This is a genomic window from Clostridium subterminale (assembly GCF_039521425.1).
In the GTDB taxonomy this organism is placed as follows: Bacteria; Bacillota; Clostridia; order Clostridiales; family Clostridiaceae; genus Clostridium_J; species Clostridium_J subterminale.
Window position 1 is genome coordinate 794940 of record NZ_BAAACI010000006.1, and the last position, 23380, is coordinate 818319.

At 29.9% G+C, this 23380-nt stretch carries 22 protein-coding genes; 19 read left to right on the forward strand and 3 right to left on the reverse strand.

Annotated features, from left to right (window positions below; genetic code table 11):
• Nucleotides 1–139: 139 nt before the first annotated feature.
• Nucleotides 140–1153, forward strand: coding sequence for a UDP-glucose 4-epimerase GalE (gene galE / locus ABDZ93_RS12945; RefSeq protein ID WP_343826828.1), 1014 nt, complete (start codon nucleotides 140–142; stop codon nucleotides 1151–1153).
• Between the two features lie 452 nt (nucleotides 1154–1605).
• Here galE and ABDZ93_RS12950 read toward each other — a convergent pair whose 3' ends face one another.
• Nucleotides 1606–2232, reverse strand: coding sequence for a flavodoxin family protein (locus tag ABDZ93_RS12950; protein ID WP_343826829.1), 627 nt, complete (start codon nucleotides 2230–2232; stop codon nucleotides 1606–1608).
• 420 nt (nucleotides 2233–2652) lie between these two features.
• On the opposite strand from ABDZ93_RS12950, the gene ABDZ93_RS12955 reads away from it, so the two are divergent.
• The 7 genes from ABDZ93_RS12955 (at nucleotide 2653) to ABDZ93_RS12985 (ending at nucleotide 7029) form a co-directional block, all read left to right on the forward strand.
• Nucleotides 2653–3591, forward strand: a complete 939-nt coding sequence (locus ABDZ93_RS12955; RefSeq protein ID WP_343826830.1) for an alpha/beta fold hydrolase — start codon at nucleotides 2653–2655, stop codon at nucleotides 3589–3591.
• Between the two features lie 14 nt (nucleotides 3592–3605).
• Nucleotides 3606–4211: a nucleoside/nucleotide kinase family protein gene (locus ABDZ93_RS12960; RefSeq protein WP_343826831.1), complete on the forward strand. Its 606-nt coding sequence runs from the start codon at nucleotides 3606–3608 to the stop codon at nucleotides 4209–4211.
• A gap of 12 nt (nucleotides 4212–4223) precedes the next feature.
• Nucleotides 4224–4751, forward strand: coding sequence for a hypothetical protein (locus ABDZ93_RS12965; RefSeq protein WP_343826832.1), 528 nt, complete (start codon nucleotides 4224–4226; stop codon nucleotides 4749–4751).
• Nucleotides 4752–4860: 109 nt separating this feature from the next.
• Nucleotides 4861–5046, forward strand: coding sequence for a hypothetical protein (locus ABDZ93_RS12970; protein WP_343826833.1), 186 nt, complete (start codon nucleotides 4861–4863; stop codon nucleotides 5044–5046).
• Nucleotides 5047–5134: 88 nt separating this feature from the next.
• Nucleotides 5135–5791 (forward strand): hypothetical protein, encoded by a 657-nt coding sequence (locus ABDZ93_RS12975; protein WP_343826834.1) that lies wholly within the window; start codon nucleotides 5135–5137, stop codon nucleotides 5789–5791.
• Between the two features lie 134 nt (nucleotides 5792–5925).
• Nucleotides 5926–6453 (forward strand): GrpB family protein, encoded by a 528-nt coding sequence (locus ABDZ93_RS12980; protein ID WP_343826835.1) that lies wholly within the window; start codon nucleotides 5926–5928, stop codon nucleotides 6451–6453.
• A 33-nt stretch (nucleotides 6454–6486) separates the two neighbouring features.
• Nucleotides 6487–7029, forward strand: coding sequence for a GNAT family N-acetyltransferase (locus tag ABDZ93_RS12985; RefSeq protein WP_343826836.1), 543 nt, complete (start codon nucleotides 6487–6489; stop codon nucleotides 7027–7029).
• A 325-nt stretch (nucleotides 7030–7354) separates the two neighbouring features.
• Here the strand turns inward: ABDZ93_RS12985 and ABDZ93_RS12990 are convergent, their stop codons facing one another.
• Nucleotides 7355–7690, reverse strand: a complete 336-nt coding sequence (locus ABDZ93_RS12990) for a winged helix-turn-helix transcriptional regulator (protein ID WP_343826837.1) — start codon at nucleotides 7688–7690, stop codon at nucleotides 7355–7357.
• 430 nt (nucleotides 7691–8120) lie between these two features.
• Between ABDZ93_RS12990 and ABDZ93_RS12995 the strand changes: the two genes are divergently transcribed.
• The 9 genes from ABDZ93_RS12995 to ABDZ93_RS13035 all read left to right on the forward strand — a co-directional run bounded on the left by ABDZ93_RS12995 (nucleotide 8121) and on the right by ABDZ93_RS13035 (nucleotide 19538).
• Nucleotides 8121–9602 (forward strand): aldehyde dehydrogenase family protein, encoded by a 1482-nt coding sequence (locus ABDZ93_RS12995; protein ID WP_343826838.1) that lies wholly within the window; start codon nucleotides 8121–8123, stop codon nucleotides 9600–9602.
• Nucleotides 9603–9766: 164 nt separating this feature from the next.
• The gene (locus ABDZ93_RS13000; RefSeq protein ID WP_343826839.1) at nucleotides 9767–11962 is read left to right on the forward strand and encodes a DNA topoisomerase III; all 2196 of its coding nucleotides are present in this window, start codon (nucleotides 9767–9769) and stop codon (nucleotides 11960–11962) included.
• 11 nt (nucleotides 11963–11973) lie between these two features.
• Complete coding sequence (locus tag ABDZ93_RS13005) at nucleotides 11974–12165, forward strand: YwbE family protein (protein ID WP_343826840.1); 192 nt, start codon at nucleotides 11974–11976, stop codon at nucleotides 12163–12165.
• A gap of 274 nt (nucleotides 12166–12439) precedes the next feature.
• Nucleotides 12440–15331, forward strand: a complete 2892-nt coding sequence (locus ABDZ93_RS13010; RefSeq protein ID WP_343826841.1) for an EAL domain-containing protein — start codon at nucleotides 12440–12442, stop codon at nucleotides 15329–15331.
• A 302-nt stretch (nucleotides 15332–15633) separates the two neighbouring features.
• Nucleotides 15634–16272, forward strand: coding sequence for a hypothetical protein (locus ABDZ93_RS13015; RefSeq protein ID WP_343826842.1), 639 nt, complete (start codon nucleotides 15634–15636; stop codon nucleotides 16270–16272).
• 14 nt (nucleotides 16273–16286) lie between these two features.
• Nucleotides 16287–16835, forward strand: a complete 549-nt coding sequence (locus ABDZ93_RS13020; protein WP_343826843.1) for a hemerythrin domain-containing protein — start codon at nucleotides 16287–16289, stop codon at nucleotides 16833–16835.
• A 208-nt stretch (nucleotides 16836–17043) separates the two neighbouring features.
• Nucleotides 17044–18747, forward strand: a complete 1704-nt coding sequence (gene hcp / locus ABDZ93_RS13025) for a hydroxylamine reductase (RefSeq protein ID WP_343826844.1) — start codon at nucleotides 17044–17046, stop codon at nucleotides 18745–18747.
• A 197-nt stretch (nucleotides 18748–18944) separates the two neighbouring features.
• On the forward strand, nucleotides 18945–19124 hold the full coding sequence (locus ABDZ93_RS13030) for a DUF1858 domain-containing protein (RefSeq protein WP_343826845.1): 180 nt from the start codon (nucleotides 18945–18947) through the stop codon (nucleotides 19122–19124).
• 96 nt (nucleotides 19125–19220) lie between these two features.
• A complete protein-coding gene (locus tag ABDZ93_RS13035; protein ID WP_343826846.1) occupies nucleotides 19221–19538 on the forward strand; it encodes a cupin domain-containing protein in 318 nt (105 codons plus the stop codon).
• A gap of 131 nt (nucleotides 19539–19669) precedes the next feature.
• Here the strand turns inward: ABDZ93_RS13035 and ABDZ93_RS13040 are convergent, their stop codons facing one another.
• The gene (locus tag ABDZ93_RS13040) at nucleotides 19670–21100 is read right to left on the reverse strand and encodes an urease accessory protein UreH domain-containing protein (RefSeq protein ID WP_343826847.1); all 1431 of its coding nucleotides are present in this window, start codon (nucleotides 21098–21100) and stop codon (nucleotides 19670–19672) included.
• Nucleotides 21101–21254: 154 nt separating this feature from the next.
• Between ABDZ93_RS13040 and ABDZ93_RS13045 the strand changes: the two genes are divergently transcribed.
• Together ABDZ93_RS13045 and ABDZ93_RS13050 are read left to right on the forward strand one after the other, a co-directional pair.
• Nucleotides 21255–21941 carry a response regulator transcription factor gene (locus ABDZ93_RS13045; protein WP_343826848.1) on the forward strand — a complete coding sequence of 229 codons (687 nt, stop codon included), beginning with the start codon at nucleotides 21255–21257 and terminating at the stop codon, nucleotides 21939–21941.
• Nucleotides 21942–21945: 4 nt separating this feature from the next.
• The gene (locus ABDZ93_RS13050; protein ID WP_343826849.1) at nucleotides 21946–23325 is read left to right on the forward strand and encodes a sensor histidine kinase; all 1380 of its coding nucleotides are present in this window, start codon (nucleotides 21946–21948) and stop codon (nucleotides 23323–23325) included.
• Nucleotides 23326–23380: the final 55 nt, after the last annotated feature.

The following is a 23380-nucleotide window of genomic DNA, read 5'->3' on the forward strand; positions in this document are numbered from 1 at the left end:
TAGCTCTTTTTTCTTTAATAATTTTACAATTTGAGATATAATTGTATATGGAGTCTTTTTCTGAAGATTATCAATATAATTAAATGCTATGATATAAATTTAAATTAGACATAAATAAAGCAAGAATGGAGTGTATTACATGGCAGTTTTAGTAACTGGAGGAATGGGCTATATCGGTAGTCATACTACTGTAGAGCTATTAAAAGAGGGATATGAAGTTGTTATTGTAGATAACTTAAGTAATAGTAAAGAGTTAGTTAAGGATAGAATTAAAGCTATCACAGGAAAAGAGCCTAAATTCTATAAATATGATGTTTTAAATAAGGGAGATATGGACAAGGTCTTTAGTGAAAATACTATAGATTCAGTAATTCATTTTGCGGGATTTAAGGCCGTGGGGGAATCTGTAGCTAAGCCATTAGAGTACTACCACAATAACTTAACTAGCACCTTTGTACTTTTAGAGCTTATGAGAAAATATAAAGTTGAAAATTTTGTATTTAGCTCTTCAGCCACTGTTTATGGAGATGCAAAAATTATTCCAATTACTGAGGATTCACCACTTTCTGCCACAAATCCATATGGCAGAACAAAGCTAATGTTAGAAGAAATTTTAAGGGACGTATATAGCGCTGATAATTCATGGAATATAGCATTACTTCGTTACTTTAATCCAGTAGGTGCCCATGAAAGTGGAACCATTGGAGAAGATCCATGTGGTATTCCAAATAACTTAATGCCTTTTATAACAAAGGTTGCCATAGGAGAGCTTAAGGAGCTCAGTGTATTTGGGGATGATTATGATACACCAGATGGTACAGGAGTTAGAGATTACATTCACGTAGTAGATTTAGCTAAAGGACATTTAAAGGCACTAGAAAAATTAAAAACTAACTCTGGTCTTGTAACTTATAATTTAGGAACAGGAAATGGATATAGTGTTCTTGATATAGTTAAGGCATTTTCAGAAGCTAGTGGAAGAGAAATTCCTTACAAAATTACATCTAGAAGACCTGGTGATATTGCAACTTGCTATTCAGATCCAAGAAAGGCTAATGAAGAATTAGGTTGGAAAGCTGAAAAGGGTATAAAAGAAATGTGTGAAGACTCTTGGAGATGGCAAAGCCAAAATCCAAAGGGATATGAAGAATAAAGTAAACTTTATAATATAAATTAAAGGTGATTAGCAAAATAAGCTAATCTAAGTAAATGTTGAGCTTGTACTTATATTATTGCCGCTCAGCCGTTTCGAAGCATTGATTTACTAAAAGGATTTATTCAAGTTAAAATCTACAACACAACAACTCGTATTCACTCAAACAAGTTGTGTTGCTTTACGATTTTACCATTCATAAATCCTAAGTAAATCGAATGCTCCTGCAAATGGCGTTCGCTAACAATAATATTAAAGTACATGCTCAACATTTTATATAAGATTAGTGATATATTTTGCAAAAGCACTTTTGCTTTTATCCGATGACTATCCGCTCTAATACTCCCATCTTCTTCAAAGTTGGAGTAAAGAGTGGCTACGACCCTGGATAACGATTTCTAAGCTTCAGTGGGAGAAAAGAACCCCATCTGAAGCAAAGAACTCTGTTTATTCTATCTTATAAAATTAGTTCTTGCTCTTTCTTCTTTTGCAGGTAAGGATATTCCAGCTTTTTTACCTGCTTCTATAGATTTTAATAGCCAAGCCATATTTTTACCGAGAGTTCTCATTGTTTGCATACCTTCAAGGTCTTGTTTTACTTCCTCTGGAGTATTGCCATGAACCATATTCCAATATTGTGAAGAAACTATTGGCATGTTTGAGATAGTAAAGTATTTATTTAATTGGTCAAAGGTAGCAGATGAACCACCTCTACGACAACTTACAATAGCAGCCCCAGGTTTGTATTCAAAGCTACTTCCTGCATAGAAAAATCTATCTAAGAAGGACGTAATCATACCAGAGGCACCAGCATAGTGGACTGGAGAACCGAAGATAAATCCATCTACATCTTTAGCTTTTTCTAAAGCAATATTAACAGTATCATCATTAAAAATACACTTGCCACTACCAGTTTTATAGCAGTGACCACACCCCATACAGCCTCTAATGGGAGCCTTGCCCACATGGAATATTTCTGATTGTATATTTTCTTTTTCAAGTTCCATTGCTATTTCACATAAAGCAGTATAAGTACATCCTTTTTCATTAGGACTACCGTTTATTAATAGTACCTTCATTTTGAAATCCCCCTTTAATACAATAAAAAATTAGTTTTATAAGTATGAATCTCAAAGTTTTCACATAGAGATTATCACAAAATTAATTAAATAGTACTTAGTAATAAATAAATTATATCACTATCCATTTTAAAGTATATACTTTATTTTAACTTAAGATGACAGTCTTTTTAAGACTTAAAAGAGTAAAATTATGTAAAAGTTATAGGGTTATAGTTGAGGATGATATATAATAAACCTATAATGTAAAATATTTAAAGTCAGGATATAATGAATATATTAGAAAGCATATTAGAGGCTTCTTAGGAAAAGGAGCTTACTTTTCATAAGGAATTGAGAGAACAAATAGAGATAAAATATTATAACTAAAAGCAGATCACTTACTAAAATCTAAGGAAATATAGATAAGGAGATTAAATAATGATTAAGTTAATAGATATTGAAGGAAGAAAGTTAGAATATTTAATAAAAGGTTATGGAAAGAAAACAGTCGTTATTATGCCTGGAATGGGCGGAAGTATTTATGATTGGATAAATATTATAGATAAAATATTTCTATATGCAAAAGTTATTGCAATACATAGAGCTGGGATTGGAAATAGTGAGTTAAATAGTGAGGGAAGTAATATAGTTACAGCTGCTAAGGACTTAAATTTACTATTAGATAAGTTAAGCGTTGAAGATAAAGTTATACTAGTAGGGCACTCTTATGGTGGACTATGCATTCAAAACTTTGCAAGAATGTATCCTGAAAAAGTAGATAGTATGATACTTGTTGAATCGGCATCTATGTATAGAGAAGATAAATATGATGAGTTAGAAACTCCTGTATCAGATAAATTTGCTTCAGATGAAATTTACATAAAATTATGGGAAAAATATTCTAAATTTAGCAAGGAGCAATTAATTGAGGAGATAAAACCTAAATTATCAGAAGCAAGTTTAAGATTGCCACTTAATATGCAGAATGAGATTCTAGAGCTTTATGTAAGACCAGAGATATACATAAATCAGTTATCTGAAATAATGGATTTAAGAAACAATGTAAAATATATGGATAAGTATGGAAATTTTCCTAGTTGTCCATTGATAATACTAATTGAAGATCCAGTTTTTTCTATTAATGAAATGATTGAAGAAGGAATCCCTAAAATAGAAGCAGAAAGAATAGAGAAGTTATCACAAGAGCTATCTAGTGGATTAAAAGAATTATCAAGCATGAGTGAAATAAGAGTAATTAAAAATAGCAATCATTGTATAAATGAAACAAGACCAGATGCAATTATAGATGCAATAAAAGAGTTGTTATTTACAATGAATAAACTTGAGGAAATGATAAAGGAACGAAATAATATGTAGTGGAGAAATATTAAATGGAGTGCTTGTTAAATGAATTAAGAAATCAAGATATTTCTAAGAGAATTTATGTTATTGGAATTGATGGATTAGGAGGAGCAGGTAAAAGTACAATAGTTAATTCATTAAAATTGCAATTACAGAAGGAAAAGTATCATACTTATGTGTTGCATATTGATGATTTTATACATCCAAAACATATTAGATATGATGAATCTAAAGAAGAATGGGATTGTTATTATAATATGCAGTGGAGATATGATTATTTAGTGAAAGAAATTTTATCACCTGTAAAAAGAGGAGATAAAATATATAAATTAATAGAGTTATATGATAAAGAAAATGATGGATATATTGAACAACAAATTTTAATAGAACATGGTACTGTTTTGCTTTTAGAAGGGATATTTCTACAAAGAAAAGAAATAAGAAGGTATTTAGATTTTATAATTTATCTTGATGTACCACAAGAAGTTAGATTAAGTAGAGTTATAAAAAGAGATGGGTATATAGGTGGATTAAAGGATATAAAATGCAAATATGAAAGGCGTTACTTCCCAGCGGAAGAAAAATATATCTTAGATTATTCACCAATTGAAAATGCTGATTTTGTAGTAAAATAGGAGGAGAAATGTATGAAGAAAACATTTATATTTTGGATTATGTTTTTTTTAGTTATAACTAATGTAGTATTCATTAGTACAACTATGTGGTATAAAACTAAGCTGGATAAACAAGAATTTAAAGTATATTCATTTCAGGGGGAAAGTACAGATATAAGAATAACTGATGGATTAATTATTATGTCTCCTAACAAACATATAGTTAGTGGCGGTAATATACAGTATATAGGAGGTAAAGAAGAACAAATTGAATCATATTCTGAAAGTATCTATTTATATAAAGAAGGATATAAAGATGTAGTTTTATTAAAAACAGTTTCAATGGAAATGGACAATAAAGGAACATCTTTATCTGATGAACTTTTGTTAAATAAAAGTTTAGGGGAAATGAGTTCACAGGTATTATTTAGTGAAGATGATACAGAAATCATTAAGGATAATCTATATTTTAATCTTAATTATTTAAAAGATGATGGGCAAATGGGAAGTTTTATTGTTAAGTTAAATGTAAAAGAAATTAATATGAATGAAAATAAATAAAAATTTTATAATTTACTTTGTATGATGGTATAGATGTAGTGAGATGAATAGTGAGGGACATAGAGAAGTAAAGTTAATAAAAATTTGAAATTAAGAAAGGAGACTATATATGAAGTTAGATTATACTATAATAATAACTACTATTATTAACGTTAGTTTGTTATTTATAATTTTAATAGCTGTTTGTAAAGGAATACAATGGTGTAAAGACTTTGTTAGTAGAAATAAAGAAATAGATGAAAAGTTAGATATTATATTGAAGAAATTAGATAGTGAGGATAGTAACAATATTTAATTTAGAATCGTAATATTTATACACAGGTGCAGTGGAAATGTTTATAATGGGTTTAGAGGAAGTTTTATCTAGATAATGGGGGTTGGAGATGAAGATATTAATAGGACAACCACTACATGAAAGTGGAGTTAAGCGAATTAATAATGAGATAAGAGAAAATAGAGAAGTTGATATTGTAATATATCCTGAAGGGTATTTAGATAATGAAGAAGCATTAAAGGATGCTTGTAGTATTGCAAAAGAATATAATGTGATGATCATTACTTCCTACAAATTAAACAACAAAGATAGAGCTGTGATAATCAATAATCATGGAGAGAAAATATTAGAGAGAGCTAAAACACCACCAGATGAAAATGAGGAATTATATTCTCCTTTAGTAGTTAGACATAATAAAATAAATATTGGATATGTGCTATGCATGGAAATTTTAAAAGGTGCTAGAGATTTAAAAAGAGTTACTGATCAAATGAAGTTTATTGCTCATCCTATTGGTGTAGGAATGTTTAGCGATGAACAATTTGAGCAGTGGATAACAGAAGCAAAAAATATTGCTAAAATCTATAAAACAATTGTAATTGGAACAAGTCATGCAGATGGTTCATACAGAAATTGTGGTATATCTATTCCTATTTCATATTGTATAGACAGTAATGGAGAAGAAATATTTATATCAAAAGCAGATACTAGAACTAGAATTGTTGATATAGATAGAAAAGAAGTTAAGACCAATATATCTGTATAAATATTTATATAGATATATTGGTATATAGGAAACTAGTTAAATAGTTAAATAGTTGTTTTATTCATGAGGATTCCAGGGATTTCTAGCTGAATAGTATAATTAATTTTAGATAGAAAAAAAGGAGGTATAAATCTATGACCATAAGAACGAAAGTTATTGTTATTGAGCCTTATAATGAAAAATGGAAGTTAGAATTTGAAAAAATAAGGGACATGCTAAATTCTTATATTGGAGATTTAGTTTTATCAATTGAGCATGTGGGTAGTACTTCAGTGGAAGGATTATCTGCAAAACCTATCATCGATATAGATGTAGTTATGGATAGTTATAAAGATTTCCATGAAATAAAGAAGAGGTTAGAAGAAGCTGGATATCATCATGAAGGGAATTTAGGCATTGAAGATAGAGAGGCGTTTAGCTATGTGGAAAATAGATTTATGCCATATCACTTATATGTATGTCCTAAAGAAGGGAAAGGATATTTAGAACATGTTGCATTAAGAGATTACCTTAGAACAAGTAGAGATGCACGAGAGGATTATGCAGCCTTGAAAACAAAACTAGCTAAAGAGTATAGATACGATGCTGATACTTACTGCGAGAGAAAGACAAAATTTATTCGGAAAATTTTGAACAAGACACTATACTCTAATAAGTCATAAGAGTTACTAATTATAAGAAATAGGGGATATGAAATGATAAGATTAGAGTTAATTAAAAAAGAAGATTTATACAAAATTGTAGAATGGAATAGGAATAAATCTGCTGATGATCTATTGCAATGGGCTGGACCTTTATATGAGTATCCATTAACCATTTCTCAAGTAGAAAAATATTTCTTAGATGAGAAAAATAAGGAAGTTGTGGATACCTCTATATATAAGATAGTTAATATTAGTACAAGAGATATTATTGGGACAGTGGAGCTGCGTGAAATAGATAGAGAAAATAAGATTGCTAGGGTATGTAGATTTTTAATTGGAGAAGAGAAGAAAAGAGGAAAGGGTATAGGTGCTTTAGCATTAAAGGAAATCTTAAGAGTTGGATTTGAAGTTAAAGGATTTGAAAAAATAACTCTTGGAGTTTTTGATTTTAATAAGGGTGCAGTTAGATGCTATGAAAAGGCTGGTTTTGTAATAGAAAAATTATTAAAGGATGCAAGAAAGGCTAAGGAGGGTTATTGGAGTCTATATGAAATGTCAATTTTAAAGTCTAAATGGATAAAAGAAAATAGTTAAATACTGTACCAATCTGCTACCAATATATTCAGGTTACACAACTATTATAAAAAGTACCCAATGCTAATTACATTGGGTACTTTTTATCCGATGACTACCAGCTTTAATACGCACATCTCTTCAAAGTGGGAGTAAAGAGCTGCTACGTCTCTGAACCTGGATAATGATTTCCCCTAAAGGACAACGAATTCTAAGTATCAAAAATACTGATACTTAGAATTCTGTTAGTAACCTTCAGAGGGAGTAAAAAACTCCCTCTGAAGCAAAGAACACGGTTTATATGTACTTCTTCAGTTATTATATAAGGTTAAATAGAAAGGTCTAACTAATTTAAATGAGTGCTAGCTTCATCCTTTTCTTCAGTATTTAATAAGCCTGCATCTAAATATTCACTTCCAAAGGAATGCATCATTTCAAGAATAGGTATAATTTCTTTACCAACTTCAGTTAAACTATATTCAACCTTAGGGGGTACTACAGGATAAACTTTTCTAGATATAAGTTTATCTTCTTCTAAGCTTCTCAATTGTGAAGTCAGCATTTTTTGAGTTACCTTAGGTAACCTCTTTTTAATATCACTAAATCTCAAGGTGCCATAACTTAAGTACCATAAAATTAATAATTTCCATTTACCAGATAGAAGATTTTGTACCACCACCATGGGGCACGTAGAGTACTTAGTTCATTGATTCCTCATATGACACTCTTCATGTCTGGGAAATATGCATAGTAAATTCTTATCCATTATATTCACCGTCCTAATAGTATATTTATAATATTATAGTATAAAAAAGTAACTACATATAAAAAGTCTATAACATACTCTGCATTATACCATGAATTTCATAGAGATTAAAATTTAAAATCTACTATTTATATTGTGCTATATATAAAATTTCCTAATCTTATTTATTTAATTTTAATATATAAGTATCCTTTATGATACTATGTCACAAAAAGTATAGTTAATGAGAATAAAGTGCCTACTTCCTGAAAAGATATTTTGTGATTATAATAAAGTTAAATTAAGAGATAGAAAAAACAAATTTAAAAATATAAAACATTATGAGAATGCACAAGGAGGATTTACTATGAATATGAAATTACAAGAAAAATATCAACTATATATTGATGGTCAATGGAGGGAGGCTTCTGATGGAGGAGTCTTGAAAACTTACAATCCCGCTACTGGAGAATTCTTAGCTGAGATTGCAGATGCTACAGAAAAGGATGTAGATGATGCAGTTAAAGCAGCTCAAAGAGCTTTCCTAACTTGGGGAAAAACAACAGCTGCTGAAAGAGCAGATGTGTTAAACAAAGTTGCAGATATCATTGATGACAATGCGGAGTATTTAGCTACTATTGAAACTATGGATAATGGAAAACCAATTAGAGAAACTACAGGAGCTGATATACCACTAGCAGCAGATCACTTTAGATATTTTGCTGGAGTTATTCGTTCAGATGAAGGTAGCTCAACAATGATTGATGAAAATACTTTAAATATAATATTAAGAGAACCAATTGGGGTTGTAGGACAAATAGTACCTTGGAACTTCCCATTCTTAATGGCTGCATGGAAGCTTGCTCCAGTATTAGCGGCAGGAGATGTTTCAGTATTTAAACCATCAAGCACAACTTCATTAAGTGTACTTGAGCTTATGAGATTAATAGAAAATGTAGTTCCAAGGGGTGTAATTAATATAATTACAGGTAGAGGTTCTAAGAGTGGAGAATATCTACAACATCATAAAGGCCTTAATAAATTAGCATTCACTGGATCTACAGAAGTAGGTAGAAAAATTGGACTTGCAGCAGCAGAAAATATCATTCCTGCAACTCTAGAGCTTGGTGGAAAATCTGCTAATATATTCTTTAAAGATGCAGATTTAGATATAGCCCTAGAAGGACTTCAACTAGGAATTCTATTTAACCAAGGTCAAGTTTGTTCAGCAGGATCTAGAATTTTTGTACAGGAAGACTTTTATGATGAATTTATAAAAAAAGCAGTTGAAGCTTTTGAGAAGGTTAATGTGGGTAACCCATTAGATAGTAATACCCAAATGGGAGCACAAGTAAGTGAAGCTCAACTTAATAAAATTCTTAGTTATGTAGAAATAGGTAAGGAAGAAGGAGCTAAAGTAGCTACAGGTGGAGAAAGATACACTGAAGGCGATGCTGCTAAAGGCTATTTCATGAAACCAACTCTTCTTGTAGATGTTACTAATGACATGCGAGTTGCTAGAGAAGAAATCTTTGGACCTGTAGGAGTTGTTATTAAATTCAAGACAATAGAGGAAGTAATTGATATGGCAAATGATAGTGAATACGGTTTAGGTGGAGGGGTATTTACCCGAGACATCAATAAAGCTATAAAAGTTGCTAGAGGCATTAGAACAGGTCGTGTATGGGTAAATACTTATAATAATTTCCCAGCTGGAGCACCATTTGGGGGATATAAGAACTCAGGAATAGGTAGAGAAACTCATAAATCTGTTCTAGATGCTTATACTCAAATGAAGAATATTATGGTTAATTTATCTGAAAAACCAAGTGGAATGTACGTAAAATAGGTTTAATCAATATATTAAGAAGGCTATCGACTTTGGTTGATGGCCTTCTTTTACCATTTCTCTTTATACTAAGGTAAAGTATGATATAATACAAAAGATAAGATTTAGCTTAATAAGTTAATAATACTTTATATAGATACTGTAGATAAGAGAGGAAGTAAAAGATGGGAAAAATATTAGTATTAGCCGAGAAGCCTTCAGTAGGGAGAGACTTAGCTAAGGTTTTAAAATGTAATCAGAGTAAGGGTGCATACATAGAGGGAAGTAAGTATGTGGTAACTTGGGCACTAGGTCACTTAGTGGGACTACAAGATCCTGAGGACTATGATGAAAAATATAAAAAGTGGAGCATGGAAACTTTACCTATGATTCCACAACGTATGAAACTTACAGTTTTAAAAAAGACTCAAAAGCAGTTTTATGAAGTAAAAAAGCAAATGCTAAGAAATGATATAGATGAGATAGTTATTGCTACAGATGCAGGAAGAGAAGGCGAGTTAGTAGCACGTTGGACAATAGAAAAGGCTGGAGTAAAAAAACCACTAAAGAGATTATGGATTTCTTCTCAAACTGATAAGGCAATTTTAGATGGGTTTAAAAATTTAAAACCAGGTAAAGATTATAATAATTTATATAAGGCAGCAGTGTGTAGAGCAGAGGCAGATTGGCTTGTAGGACTTAATGTAACTCGTGCTCTTACTTGCAAATACAATGCTCAGCTTTCAGCCGGAAGAGTTCAATCTCCAACCTTAGCTATGATAGTTCAAAGAGAAGAGGATATTAAAAACTTTATTCCAAAGGATTACTATACAATTACTGCAAAGGCTAGAGAATTTTCACTTCAATGGGTAGATAAAAATAATTATCAGAGTACTTTTAGCGAAGAAGTAGCTAATAAAATTTTAGTGAAGGCTAGAGGTCAAGAGGCAAGTATTGTAGATATAACTGAAAGCTTAAAGAAAAAGCCAGCTCCTGCTCTTTATGATTTGACAGAGCTTCAAAGGGATGCCAACAAAATTTGGGGATATTCTGCAAAGCAGACTCTTTCTATAATGCAAAGACTTTATGAAAATCATAAGATATTAACTTATCCAAGAACAGATTCAAGATATATAACTACGGATATAGTAGCTACACTTCCAGAGAGATTAAGAGCTATATCTATAGGAGCATATAGAGCAGCAGCTACAAATATCTTAAAGGGAAAAATTACTCCAAGTAAGAGTTTTGTAGATAATAGTAAGGTTTCAGATCACCATGCTATAATTCCTACAGAGCAAAGTCCTAATATGTCTAACTTAAGTTCAGAGGAAAGAAATATTTATGATTTGGTAGTTAAGAGATTTTTAAGTGTTATGATGCCACCTTTTGAATATTTACAAACTAATATAGTGACAGAAATAGCTGGAGAGAAGTTCATAGCTAAAGGAAAAGTTATAAAATCTAAGGGATGGAAAGTACTATATGATAGAGAAGACATGGAGGATTCTAGCGAAGAGGATGGTTTAAAAGATCAAGTTCTACCAAAGCTTAATATTGGTGATAAGTTAAAAATAAACTCTGTAGATATAAATAAAGGTCAAACTAAGCCACCTGCAAGATTTAATGAGGGAACACTACTTTCAGCTATGGAAAATCCACATAAGTATATTAATGTGGGTAAAGATGCAGCTAAGACTTTAAATGCTACAGGTGGATTAGGTACTGTAGCTACGAGAGCAGATATTATAGAAAAATTATTTAACTCATTTTCTATAGAAAAGAGAGGAAAGGAAATAGCTCCAACCTCTAAGGGAAAACAGCTTATAGAATTAGTTCCAAGTGACCTTAAGTCGCCACTTTTAACGGCTAAATGGGAAAGTCAACTAGAGGATATTAGCAAAGGTAAAGAAGATGCCATGGACTTCATTGTAGAGATGAGAAGATATTCAAGAGCTCTAGTTGAAGATGTTAAAGTCAATGGTAATAAGTTTGTTCATGAAAATGTCACAGGTGCAAAATGCCCTAAATGTGGAAAATACATGTTAGAGGTTAAGACTAAAACTGGAGTTATGAATGTGTGCCAAGATAGAGAATGTGGTCACAGAGAAGGGGTTAGTAGAACTACTAATGCTCGTTGTCCGGAGTGTAAGAAAAAACTTATGCTTAAAGGACATGGAGAAGGTCAAATCTATGTATGTCCAGGATCGAACTGTAACTTTAGAGAAAAGGCATCCCAATTTAATAAGAGATTTGAAAAGGGCGGAAAAGTTGATAAGAGAGATGTTAACAACTACATGAAGAAGATGAAAAAAGAAGCAGAACAAGAAGCAGCTAATGATAATCCATTTGCAGCTCTTGGAGATCTATTCAAGAAGTAAGGAGTATAATTATGGATGGAACGAGAAGATCAGATGTAAAAGTGGGATCAAAGGTCTTAGTAGTAAAGAAGGAAGATCAACGCACAGGAAAATTGACAGAGGGAATAGTTAAGAGGTTATTAACTAATTCTTCAGTACATCCAAGAGGTATTAAGGTAATGCTTGAGGATGGTGTAGTTGGTAGAGTTCAAGAAATTAGATAGAAATGCATTAGGACAATCATCAAATTTTTAATTTTTGTAATATAATCATAGTTTTAAAATAAATGAAAATAGGCTTTAGATTTGTATTTATAAATCTAAAGCCTATTTTTTATAAAAATTATATAATAAATTTAAATTTTAAAAATAAAATTAATGAAATAAAAATATTATTTCATAATAGATAAAAAATCTTGCTTTTAGATATAATTTTAAAGTACGATAATTATAGTGGTATGTAAATATATTGTTATTTACAGTAAGAAAGGAGGGTATGATGAGAAAATTTAAATTATTATGCTTAACACTGATATTTTTGATAATTACCAATACAGCTATGACGATGATAGCGTTTTCTGATACTGAGAGTAAGATAATTAAAGTAGGTTATTATGATTATCCTTCTTTTATTGAAAAAGATGAAGATGGCTTTTTTTCAGGGTATGGAGTGGAGTATCTTGAGGAGATATCAAAATATACTAATTGGAATTATGAATATGTTTATGATACATGGCCAGAACTATTAGACAAGCTATCTAAAGGAGAGATAGATTTGTTGTGTGGGGCTCAGTACACTGAGGAGAGAAGCAAGATATATGACTACGTAGAATATTCAAATGGAATAGAACTTACAACTATGTATGTTTCAAGTAAAAATAGCAGTGTATTTTATGAAGATTTTGAAGCATTCAATGGCTTGAAAATAGGATTTTTAAAAGAAAGTTTTCAAAATACGGTCTTTGAAGATTATGCAAAACGAAATAATTTCACCTATGAAAAAGTATATTATGATTTTGAAGAAGAAATGATAGCGGACATGGAATCAGGTAATGTAGATGCTATAGTTTTAGGAAGCATTTCAAATCAGAATAGTGGTAGATTAGTTGCAAAATGTGGCCTTCATCCTTTTTATTTTATAACACAAAAAGGCAATAATGGTATCACAAATGAACTTAATGAGGCATTAAGAAGGATAAAATTAGATGATTTAAATTTTGACATAAAATTGCAAGAAAAATATTATGGTAATAGTATTTTAAATCAACAACCATTACTTACTCCAAGAGAAGTAGATTTTATAAAAAGAAAGCCAGTGCTGAAAGTGGCTTATAAAGATTATTTAAGTCCTATAGAATATAGGAATAGCCAGGGGAACTTCTCTGGAATGGTAAAAGATATGTTAGAAGAAATATCTAGAAAAATAGGTATAGAATTTGAGTATGTACAGGTAAAAAATACAGAAGAAGCCATAAAGTTAATGGCTAATGGAGAAGTAGATTTAATAGCTAGTGAATCTAGTATTGAAAAAAATACACATTTTAGAGACATAGTATTAACTAATCCTTATTTATCCTTACCTTTAATCGTAGTTGGAAAAGGGGAAGGAAATATAAAAACAGAGAATGTAGACATAGCTATACCTACTGATATGAAAATTAACAAAGAAGTTTTTGAAAATAAATTTGGGCAATGCAACATTGAGTATTACAATGATTATATGAGTTGCATTAATGCAGTTAAATCTGGAAAAGTAGATATAACAGTATTAGATAGCTACACAGCCAATATTGCTATTAGCAGTATAAAAGACAATGAATTAAAAACAATGAATATTGGAAATTTAAGTTATAATATATCAATTGGAGTAAATACTGATATAGATCCCCTAGTAATATCTATACTTAATAAGGGTATTAATGTTATAGATGAAGAAACTAGGGTAGATATTATTATGAAAAATGTAGTGCAAAAATCCATGCCAATAAATTTAAAGGTAATACTAGTTAAATATAGATTAGAAATTATTATTTTTATATCTTTATTAGTAATAATATCCCTTTTGATATTTTTTTATGTGAGACAACGAAGGACAAAGTATTATGAAAAAATGGCATTTACAGATCCACTTACAGGACTATGGAATGCTAATAAGTTTAAAGTTAGAGCTAAAAAGATATTTGAGGCTAATAAAGGAAAATCTTATGCGCTTATATATAGCGATATAGATAAGTTTAAGTTTATAAATGATAACTTAGGTTATGAAGAAGGAGATAAAATTATATGTGCAATATCTAATGAATTGTATAATTCATTGGGGGAAAATGAAATTTTTGCAAGAGTATCTGCGGATAATTTTTTAATACTTGTAGAATACACAAATAGAAAAGAATTAAATGGTAGGTTAACAAAATTTGAAAATATTTTTAGACAAATAGAAAAAGTTATTGCAAAAAATTATAGATTAATAGTTGTAAGTGGGATATATATATTTGATTCTAATGATATAGAGGTTGAAGATATTATCAATAAAGCTAACATAGCACGTAAATCAGTTAAGGGTTCGCATGCAAATAAAATTGCCTTTTATGATCAATGTTTTGAAAATAAAATTATTGAGGAATTAGAGATAGAAAATAAAATGTATAAGGCTCTTATAGATAAAGAATTTAAGGTTTATTATCAACCTAAATATGATTTAAATACAGAGAAAATCGTAGGAGCTGAGGCTTTAGTTAGATGGCAGGACCCTGAAAAAGGATTAATTTCTCCAGTAAAATTTATACCTTTGTTTGAGAAAAATGGATTTATATTAAACCTAGATATGTATGTTTATAAAAGTGTATTGCAATATTTAAGAGAAAGATTAGATAATGGAAAAAGAGTAGTTCCAATATCTTTAAATGTTTCTAGATTTCATGTTAATAATCCTAATATAGTTAAGGATATTAATGAGTTAGTTAAAAGCTATAATATAGATCCTAAATTAGTGGAGTTTGAATTAACAGAAAGTGCTTTTATGAAAAATGCTGATAGACTTATAGAAAAAATGATAGGCTTAAAAAAGGTAGGATTTAAAATCTCTGTTGATGATTTTGGGTCTGGATTCTCATCACTAAACCTTTTAAAAGAGTTCCCAGCAAATACATTAAAGATAGATAAGGCATTTTTAGATGAAACAACTAATTCACAACGTAGTAAAGATATTGTTAAAAGTATAGTTGATATGGCAAAAAATATTCACATGGAAGTAATTTGTGAAGGTGTAGAAACGCGGGAACAAGCTGATTTCCTAAAAGAGATAGGTTGTGAAATGGCACAAGGATATCTATTTGCAAAACCTATGCCAAGGGAAGAGTTTGAAGAATTATTGAATTTTAATTATAAATAGGATAAATGTACAAAGTATAAGCTGATATATCATAAAATATTTTGATATATCAGCTTTAAATTTTGATATTGGTAACCAATGTTACCGAATTTATATACATATTACTATAAACTCATAGATGTAGGGATTAATAAAATATAATCTGCTTATGAAGGTTAATATAAATTAGGTAGGTTAAAATATATTTAACTAAAGGATTATGATTTATAAAGATGTTGAAATTAATGGTATGAAGTAATTTCAATATAGATTTTAAACATGATCATAGTTTTAAAATCAATTAAATAATAGGAGGAAAAAATATGAGTTTATATCTTGGAAAAGTACATTATTGGTTATTTAACAAAATATTATGGTTTGAAGGATTAGAGGAAGAGATAATTAATCTAGCTAAGGAAGAGGGACTAGATGTAGTTTCATTAGCTAAGGAAATCAATAAAAATCACGGAGAAAAATTACCAAATCTTCCTTTAGAAGACATGATAGATACAAGTAATATTCATGGTTGGCTACAAGGAAAGATACATTCAGCAGAGGGAAGAATGGCAGCTTGGACAACTAAATTACTTAATAATAATGAAAAAGCTAAGGCAAAATTAGAAAATATATATATTCATCAAGGAATGAAAGCAGCTAAGGAAGTTAAAGAAAAATTAGATGCAGCAAGTAATGCTATGGATATATATGATAGAATAAATGACTATATATTAGATGGAATGCCATGTGATAGAGTGAATGAGGTCCTTGTGTCTACTGAAGATATGGTAGAGTGGAGTAGAAGAATTTGTGTGCATAAGGATATATGGAATAGAGAATCTGGAGATGTTTCTTATTTCTACAGCTTAAGAGGATTGTGGATTAAAGCTTTTGTTAATGAAGTTAATAATAACTTTGAGTATGTAGAATTAGAAGATGGAACTCAAGCAATTAAAAGAAAGTAGAAGGAGGAGAAGAAATGAATGCTATAGATTTAATGATGGAAGAGCATAAGTATATTAAACGTATGCTTACTGTGGTTAGAAAAGCTACTTATAAAGCTTTAGAAGAAAAGAATGTAAACTACGAAGACTTTTATAAGATGATAGATTTCATTAGAAATTATGCAGATGCACATCACCATAAAAAAGAAGAGGTAATTCTTTTTAATAAGATGGTAGATGAACTTGGACTTATAGCAGAGAAAACTGTAAAATATGGTATGCTTGTAGAACATGATTTAGGAAGACTTTACATTACAGGACTAAGTGAGGCACTTGAAAGTTTAAAATCAGGAAATAAAGAAGCTATATTAGATGTTATTGCTAATGCCATTTCTTATACTCATCTTTTAGAAAGGCATATAGATAAAGAAGATAATGTAATATATAAATTTGCTACTAGAGAATTAAAGCAAGAAATCATTGATAAGGTAAATTTAGAGTGTGTTGAATTTGAAGATGCAAATACTGAGGTTATGAAAAAATATACATCAATATTAGAGGAGTTAGAGAAAAAATATCTTTAATATTTGAAATGATGAACTTTAAGTGCATGAGAGTTTGTGCTTAAAGTTCATTTTATTTGTTTATATTGATATCTGAATTTTATTTACATATTTAAATACATATTCTTTTGATTTTTAGTAACGAATGTTACCGAATATTGTTTTGTACTTTAGTATACTTTAACTTGTGAAAAGCAATAATAACAATTTAATAGGAGATGAGAAATTTATGTCAATGTTTTGTTATCAATGTCAAGAGACAGCAGGATGTAAAGGCTGTACTATAAAAGGTGTTTGTGGTAAAGACGAGCAAGTTGCAAAGGCTCAAGATTTATTAGTATATGTAACTAAAGGATTAGCTATCGTAAGTAATGAAGGAAGAAAAGTAAATGTTATTGATACGGTAGTAGATAAATATATTACAGAAAATTTATTTATTACTATTACTAATGCTAACTTCGATAGAGATGCTATTTTAAATAGAGTAAGAGAAACTTTAAAATTAAGAGAAACTTTAAAAAGAAAAGTTGTTAGTGCTGGTGGACAAGTTGGAGAAGTTAAAATAACTGGAGGATTCTTTAAAAAGATATTTGGTCTACAAAAGAAAGAAATAATAATGGCAGATGCAGTAGCTTGGACAGCAGATAATACTATAGAATTTGATGCTAAGGCTGAAAAAGTTGGAGTGCTTGCTACTGAAAATGAAGATATTAGAAGTCTAAGAGAACTTATAACTTATGGATTAAAAGGATTATCAGCATACATGAAGCATGCTATGAACCTAAAATATGATGAGAGGGAAATTCATGGATTTATGGCTAAGGCATTAGCTGCAACTTTAGATGATAGTTTAACTGTTGATGATTTAGTAGCACTTGCATTAGAAGCAGGAAAATATGGAGTAGATGGTATGGCATTATTAGATAAAGCCAATACTGAAACCTATGGACATCCAGAAATAACAACTGTAGATATTGGAGTTAGAAAAAATCCAGGAATATTGATTTCAGGACATGACTTAAGAGATCTAGAGATGTTATTAGAGCAAACAGAAGGAACAGAGATAGATGTTTATACCCATGGAGAAATGCTTGCTGGACAATACTATCCTAAGTTTAAAAAATATAAACATTTTGCAGGAAACTATGGAAATGCATGGTGGAAGCAAAAGGAAGAATTTGAAAAATTCAATGGTCCAATTCTTATGACTACAAACTGCATAGTAATTCCAGATAAATCTTACAAGAATAGATTATTTACAACTGGGGCAACTGGAATGCCAGGATGTGATCATATAGAAGCTGATAAAAGTGGAGTAAAAGATTTTTCTAAGATTATAAAAATGGCTAAGCAATGTAAAGCACCTACGGAAATAGAAAAGGGACAAATAGTTGGTGGATTTGCACACAATCAAGTACTAGCTTTAGCTGATAAGGTTGTGGAGGCTGTTAAAACTGGAGATATAAAAAGATTCTTTGTTATGGCTGGTTGTGATGGAAGAGCTAAATCAAGAAACTACTATACAGAATTTGCTGAGAAACTATCAAAGGATACAGTTATTCTAACAGCTGGTTGCGCAAAGTATAAATACAATAAGTTAAATCTGGGAGATATTGGAGGAATTCCAAGAGTTCTAGATGCAGGACAATGTAATGACTCTTATTCATTAGTTGTTATAGCGTTAAAACTTAAAGAAGTCTTTGGTCTTGATGATGTTAATGCTCTACCAATATCATATAATATTGCATGGTATGAGCAAAAGGCGGTAATAGTATTGTTATCACTGTTATACTTAGGAGTTAAAAATATTCATCTAGGACCAACATTACCAGCATTTTTATCACCAAATGTTGCTAAAGTTCTTATAGATAACTTTGGTATCGGTGGAATAACTAATGTAGAAGATGACATGAAAATGTTCATGGAAAGCTAATAATTACAAGTAATGAAGTATTCAGAGGTTAAACTGAGGAGTTTACCTTTGAATACTTTTTTATAAATATTTATTGATTGGTAACGAATGTTACCGAATAAAGTTGATTGTTTTAGTATACTTTAACTTGTAAGAGGTACTAATAATCCAAAATTATTAGTTATAAATAAAAATTTAAATTATAGGAGGAAAAGAATATGATAAATAAAGATATGACAATAGGTGAAGTTATAAGAATGAAAGAAGGAGCTGCTGAAATTTTAATGAGTTTTGGTATGGGATGCGTAGGATGCCCATCAGCTCAAGCAGAAACTCTTGCAGAAGCTGCTATAGTTCATGGATTAGATATAGAAAAATTATTAGCTGCATTAAATTAATATCTTGCACATAGGATTTACTTATATATATTTAATGGAACGTTAATATATAAGTAAGATAAGAAGAAAAAATAAGTTTGAAAAGAGGAAATTAAAATGAGTTTAGATAAAAATATATTAGTACCTATAAGTATGAATGATATAGAGATTAAGACTAAGGTTATAGCATCAAATAAAAAATTTAAAACTATATTCTTCAACTTTGTAGAAGGAAGTGGTAAGCCATATCATACTCATAATGGTTATGCATCAATTCAAGTATATGAAGGTGATATAACTATGGAATTTAAAACTGGAGAAAAGTTTAGATTAAAAAAAGGTGATTTCCTTCCCTTTGATGCAAGAATAGATCATAGCATAATTGCTGAAGTAGATAGTAAAGTACTAGTAACTATTTCTGAAGTGCTAGAATAAAAATTAAAAGGATAAAATTAATAGATGACTTTAACTAGTGAATTAATTTTAAAGAGTCAATTAAAATATCTATTATATAAAGTGTATATAAAAAAGAAGTATTAAGGAACGTTACCTTAATACTTTTTTTATTAATGGCAAGAAAAACCACCATTAAAAAATTGATTATTAGAATCATTAGAGGGATAATAAAATTCACTATCTATATCATTCTGTATAGTAGAATCACTTATAGAATTTAAATCATCTACTACCTTTATTGTTCCTCTAAGCATGCCCATCCAACAGCTGTAGTTTATGTCTCCAGAGTCTGGAGTAAATTCTATTACATTTTCTCCAGAGGATAAATTCTTTTCAATATTCATAGATGGAATAACAATTTTATTATTACAGAAGTTAATGCTTTCACCATCAATTATAAACTCTGTAGGAATTCCCTTTTGAATATAAACTACATTTGGAGTATATCCTTGATTATTAGCTGAAATCTTTATAACTTGCTTTCCGTTAGAAATTGTTGCTTTATTAGCTGAAGATTTTTCGGATATAGTTGTATTATTATTTCCACCTAAAGATAAGGAATTAGGCATTAAATTAACTCCCATTAAAGATAAGCCACGATTAGCCATGATAATACCTAAAACTATGATAATACCACCACTGTATTTAATTAATCTGTTGGAATTTTTTTGACTAAGTAGATTAGCAATAGCTCCAAAGCCTAGCATTAAAGGAATTGTACCTAGAGCAAAGAAAAACATTGAAGTTGCACCAGCTATAACACTACCAGAAGCTAGAGCATAAAGCTGCATTGTTTGTAGGGGACCACAAGGCATAAACCCATTTAGAAATCCTACTATAAGGGGATTTCTAGATTTTTTCTGGGAATTACAGCCGTTCCAAGGAAGCTTTATAGAAAGTCTTCGAAGGGCTTTAAAACCATATAAGTTCAAACCCATAATTACCATAAATACACCTGCAACTATTGCTATGAAGCCTTGAGCTCCAAAGGAAAGAGAAAATGCTTTACCAATACCACCTACAATACCTCCTAAAACCGTATAAGAAATTAAACGGCCTAAATTATACATAAGTCCAGGTTTAAATTTATTTTTTTCAGGTACAATTGATGATGTAATACTTTGGGACATCATTATTCCACCACACATACCCACGCAGTGTAAAGAGGTCAAAACGCCAATGGTAAATAGAGCAATGTAACTAACTTTACTACTTAAAGCAGATGACATATCGAATACGCCAGTACCTTTGCCAAGGCGTATTATAAGTAAAGCTATAAGGAATATTCCCACAATGGGGAAAAATTCTGAGTGACTATTTTTTTTATCACTAGTAATTTTGTAGCCGGATTTTTCAATGGTAGAAACTATGGTAGAATAGGATACTTTCTCAGAATCATATTCAATATGGACAGTTCCTTTAGTGTATTTTGCTTTTACACTTGTAACTCCTGAAAGTTTTTTTAAATGCCTTATTATAGTATTCTCACAGGAAATACATACCATATTATCAATATTTAGAGTTATGGATTTATTAGACAAAATTATCACCTCATATATAATTTTAAGATAGTAGCTAAAGTATATATTTAAGTTATGTAGATTTTATGGAGGAATTCTACATAGAATCTTCATAATGGTTTATTATAATTAGGAAGTATACTATAAGAAGTTTTAAATTAATGGAGGAGTATAGATGCAAGTGGATATACTTATTGTAGAAGATGAAGTTAAAATTTTAGAGGTTTTGGAAGCATATCTAAAGAAGGCTGGTTATAGTGTTATAACAGCAATTAATGGAAGTGAAGCTATATATAAATATAAACAATACAATCCTAGATTAATAATCTTAGATCTAATGTTACCAGATATAACGGGAGAAAAAATTTGTGAAATCATAAGAAAGGAATCAGAGGTGCCTATAATAATGCTAACAGCCAAGGTAGAGGAAGAAAGCATCTTGGAGTGTTTTTCTCTAGGTACTGATGATTATATTACCAAACCATTTAGCCCTAAGCAGGTAGTGGCTAGGGTAAATGCAGTGCTAAAAAGAGCCTTGAATTATAAACGAGATAATGTTCTAAGCTTTAATAAAGGAAACTTAGTTATAAACTTAGATACTTATGAGGTAAGACATGGTAATAATTTAATAGAATTAACTCCGTCAGAGTTCAAGATACTTTTAGCTTTATGTGAAAGTCCAAAGAAAGTATTCACTAGAGGAGAACTTCTTGATCGAGCGCTAGGAGATGATAGTGATGTTTATGATAGAATAATAGATTCTCATATAAAAAATTTAAGGAGCAAGATAGAGGATAATAGTAAAAACCCTAAATATATATTAACAGTTCATGGCATTGGATATAAGTTTGGTGGTGAATAATTCGATGAAATTAAAACATAGACTTACTTTGATTTTTCTACTATTTTCTATGACAATAATTCTTTTGATTAGTTTTTCATCTCATATATTTATGAAGAAAAACTTTAATAGATATTTAGAAGATATTATAGAAGAGAGAAAAAAAGTATTGATTAAAGATATAAGTAATACTTATAAAAATGGACAGTGGGACAATAAAAATATAGAAACCATAGGACTTGAAGCTATAAATAATGGATTTATTATAAGTATTAAAGATATTTCAGATAATGTAGTATGGAGTGCTAAAACTCATAATAGTAGTATGTGTGAGGCAATGATGGATAAGATGGGTTACAATATGAGCATTGTAAATCCAGGATATAAAGGTAATTATACTGAGGAAGTATATAATTTAAAAATAGATGACAAATCTGCGGGAATTCTTGAAATAGGCTACTATGGTCCTCTTTATTACAATGATTCTGATGTGATTTTTTTTAAAACCTTAGATAATATATTAATTTTTGTAGGGATTTTTTCTTTATGTATTTCCATATTTATAGGTGTTTTAATTTCTACTTCAATAAGCAAACCTATAGGAAGTGTGGTTAAAGCTACAAATTTTATAGCTACGGGGAAATATAAAAATAAAATTAAAGAGGAAAGCAATATAAAGGAAATTGAGGAAATGATTAATTCAGTAAATACCTTGGCTAATAGTTTAGATGAAGAGGAAAAGATAAGAAAAACTTTGACTAAGGATATATCCCATGAACTTAGGACTCCGCTAACTACCATGCAAGGACAATTGGAGGCATTAATAGATGGAATTTGGGAACCTACAGAAGAAAGACTACAAAGTATTCATGAGGAAGTGCGAAGATTAAGCAGGTTGGTTGGTTCCTTAGAACATCTCTCTAGATACGAAAGTGAAGATTTGATTTTAAATAAAAGTGAAGTAAATATAAAGGATCTAGTAGAAATGATTCTAATTAATTTTGAAAAGCAACTTCATGATAAAAATATTAATGTAAAAAATAATATAGAAAATTTTATTATAAATTTAGATAGAGATAAAATTACTCAAGCACTAGTAAATATTATTTCGAATGGAATAAAGTATACTGAATTTGGGGGAATAATTAAAATTACATGCTATAAGGAAAGGAATACAACGATAATACACATAAAGGATAGTGGCATAGGAATTTCTAAAGAACACTTACCGTATGTTTTCCAGCGATTTTATAGAGCTGATGAATCAAGAACTAGAGCTACGGGAGGAGCGGGTATAGGTCTCACCATATCTAAGGCAATAATAGAAGCTCATGAAGGAAATATAAAAGTAAAAAGTGAAGTTAATGAAGGAACGGAATTTATAATAGAAATACCTAATATATAAGAAATTTCAAAATTGACTGTATCAAAATATTAACATTTAGTTAATTTTGATACAG